We start from the raw sequence: 2,966 nt of genomic DNA, 5'->3' as shown, positions 1-2,966 counted from the left end.
AAAAATGGGCCTCCGAAACGAAGGCCTACATCAAATGGGAATGCCAGGATGCATGACCCGCTCTCAGCAGAATTTCCAGACCTCAGGTTGCTCAATCTTGGCAAGACCTTCATCACCAGCATCGACCATCAAAAAATTCAGGACTTCAACGCGTGGCGCAAGCGGGTGATTGGGCGCGATCCCAAAGCCAGTACACTGAACACACACAATTCCGCTATGAACCGTGTGTACGACGAGGCTGTGGCACGGGGTTTCATCACGCAAGCCAAGGTGCCCATACTGGCAAACAAAGGCGAAGGCGCAAAACGGCGGCCTGATTTCAGCCGGGAAGATTATCGCAAGATGATCCGCAAGCTCCCGCACTGGATCGAACAGGGCAAAGGCGGCAAGTCACGCGATATGCGCCACCTGCTGCGCGACTATGTTTTGATTGTGGCCAACACCGGAATGCGACCCGGCACCGAAGCGGAAAACCTGCGCTGGAAGCACGTGACCGTGTTCGAAGACAACGGCTTGGAATATGTGGAGTTTTACCTGCACGGCAAGACCAAGCCGCATGAAGCGATTGGGCGGGCTGGCACGATTGACTATCTCAAGCGCCTGCACTCTCGCACGGAAGCGATCAAGGAGATTGAGTTCTACGCTATGCTCAAGCAGAAGCTGGACCTGCCCGTGTTCTGCCTGCCTGACGGAACAGTCACGGACAACCTGCGCCAGACCTTCAAAGCGTTTTTGACCAAGCACAATCTGTTGATTTTCCCCAAGACGGGCGACAATCGCGTGCTATACAGCCTGCGGCACACCTACGCCACCTTTGCACTGGTAAACGACGGCATGGATATCCACGCACTGGCCCAGCAGATGGGCACATCGATTGGCATGATCGAACGCCATTACAGCCACCTTACCCCGCGCATGAAAAAGGATATGTTTACGGGCAAGCGATATGAGCTGTCAGTGGAGGCCTATGCGGCACAGAAGGCGGAAGGTGGTGCGGGCGTGGGCGAGGACGAGAAGTAGGGGAACACAGTTGTTCAACCCAGTTTCGCAAACACAGTTGGCGCACCACGCGAACGCGACACAGTTTGGCAAACCTGTGTTGTTCCACACCGATTGGCTGGAGGGCTGGTGTGCGGGGAGGGGTTCTGCAAAACTGCATACATCGCAAACGATTCCTTAACTGCCACAATGATTACGCTTGTTCATCATCATGCAGAACGGCCCAGCTTCTACCGCGTAGATGTGGGGTATAACCTATTCGGTGAATATACCGTAGTCAGAGAGTGGGGCAGCAACGGTCAGAATGGCGTGCATCGCATTGCGTGGTTCTCCAACCTGCGCGACGCTGTACTTGCAGCAGACCATTGGCATTTGCGTGCCTGTGCCAAAGGCTATGCGCTTACTGAAAGTTTGGTTGCTGGCTAAGGTGTCCAGCTAAAAATTTCAGAGCGTCTCTGGCTTGCCTGCTAAAAGTACTTTTGGCGTGACAGGACGACTACCGTCGTGTTTTTGAGTATGTAGCGTGCGCTGAACTTGAGGATGTGGGCGCGACAGTGGTGTGGTGCTCCGGTGGTTATCTTCGATCTTCTATAGGTCGTACTCAATGGCATGAATGAACTTTTTACCCATTTCGACAGCACGTGCTGCGCCGTAGGCAACACAATATTTTGGGTTTTCCGCCACAACAACTCGGATAGCTAAGCGTCTGGTGAGCTCGACATCCAAATCATACAAGAGGCAGCCACCGCCGGTTAGAGTTATGCCATCTTGGTACACATCAGACGCCAAATCGGGCGGTGTTCTTTCAAGGACACTCCTAATGGCGTTTTCGATGTTGTCGATCAATGGCTTCACAGCGGCAGCGTAGTCTCGTTGATTCGTGCTTGCTGACTTTGGAATTCCATCCGTGCTGCCAACACCTGAAATAAGAAGCGGCTCTTTACAATCAACTAGATCCGGACTCGTGGCAGTTCCAATTTCGAGTTTGATTTTTTCGGCTGTCGCCCCGCCAATGTTGAGATTTAACTTTTTTCTCGTTCTTTGAATTACCAATGCGTCAAAATGATTTCCGCCAATTTTTATAGAAGTTGCCTCAACTATACCACCAAGGGCGATGGCAGCAATTTCTGTGGTGCCGCCACCGATATCGACGACCATTGATCCTTTCGGTTTTAAGACTGGGAGGTTTGCCCCTAAGGCCGCCGCCATTGGCTCCTCTAGTAACCCAGCAGAGCTTGCGCCAGCCGCTTTGATCGCCTGCTGTATGGCTCTCTTTTCGACAGGCGTGGCACCAAAAGGTACACAGACCACAACCTTGGGCTTCCAGTATCTACTACGCGGCATGGCCTTTTTGAAGAATTGCTTAATCATCGTTTCAGCGTGGTCAAAGTCTGCGATCACACCATCTCTCAATGGCTGGCTTGCGACGATGCTTTCGGGTGTCTTGCCGAGCATTAACTTTGCGTCTTCACCCACGGCCAGGAAACTCTTCTTGCCTTTGTACTCGTGAAAGGCAACAACAGAGGGTTCATCTAGCACGATGCCTTTCCTTACTGTTACAATGACGGTGTTCGCCGTCCCCAAGTCAATGCCAATATGGTGTGAAAACATTGTTTCGCCTTATTTTTTTACATGATTGCGCATATTCTCAGCTTGATGCAAGCTACCAAAAGTATGCGATGTCGCCGTTAGGGTGGGGTGAGATGAACCAGACCGGGTTTACCGGAGAGGTTGGAGTTGGTCACTCAGCGGCGACCTTAGCCGTGAGTTCGGCATTGTAGAAGTTCCTTTCTGCTGTTGCGGGTGAGATATATCCGAGCGGGCCGTATAGGCGTTTTTCATTGTACCAATGCACCCAATCCAGGGTTGCAAGCTCGACGTCTTTCTTGCCGCGCCACGGCCCCTCGTGCTCGATGACCTCGGCCTTGTACAAGCCGTTGATGGTCTCGGCGAGGGCATTGATGCTC

General features: G+C 52.5%; 4 protein-coding genes. 2 read left to right on the top strand and 2 right to left on the bottom strand.

Annotated features, from left to right (window positions below; translation table 11 throughout):
• Nucleotides 1-48: 48 nt before the first annotated feature.
• Together ACH107_RS31685 and ACH107_RS31680 are read left to right on the top strand one after the other, a co-directional pair.
• Nucleotides 49-1,020: a tyrosine-type recombinase/integrase gene (locus ACH107_RS31685; RefSeq protein ID WP_412509615.1), complete on the top strand. Its 972-nt coding sequence runs from the start codon at nucleotides 49-51 to the stop codon at nucleotides 1,018-1,020.
• Between the two features lie 168 nt (nucleotides 1,021-1,188).
• Nucleotides 1,189-1,425, top strand: a complete 237-nt coding sequence (locus tag ACH107_RS31680; RefSeq protein ID WP_412509614.1) for a WGR domain-containing protein — start codon at nucleotides 1,189-1,191, stop codon at nucleotides 1,423-1,425.
• 162 nt (nucleotides 1,426-1,587) lie between these two features.
• On the opposite strand, the gene ACH107_RS31675 is transcribed toward ACH107_RS31680, so the two are convergent.
• A complete protein-coding gene (locus ACH107_RS31675; RefSeq protein WP_412509613.1) occupies nucleotides 1,588-2,610 on the bottom strand; it encodes a rod shape-determining protein in 1,023 nt (340 codons plus the stop codon).
• Nucleotides 2,611-2,740: 130 nt separating this feature from the next.
• Nucleotides 2,741-2,966, bottom strand: a 226-nt coding sequence (locus ACH107_RS31670) for an integrase core domain-containing protein (protein ID WP_412509612.1), incomplete at its 5' end; no start/stop codon positions are given.

This window comes from Roseovarius halophilus (ex Wu et al. 2025) (assembly GCF_047086965.1).
This window is presented reverse-complemented; position numbering and strand designations above follow the sequence as displayed.

Bases quoted from the DNA above. Each gene is read 5' to 3' on its own strand.
- ACH107_RS31685 (WP_412509615.1), top strand. From the start codon at position 49: ATGCATGACCCGCTCTCAGCAGAATTTCCAGACCTCAGGTTGCTCAAT.
- ACH107_RS31680 (WP_412509614.1), top strand. From the start codon at position 1,189: ATGATTACGCTTGTTCATCATCATGCAGAACGGCCCAGCTTCTACCGC.
- ACH107_RS31675 (WP_412509613.1), bottom strand. From the start codon at position 2,610: ATGTTTTCACACCATATTGGCATTGACTTGGGGACGGCGAACACCGTC.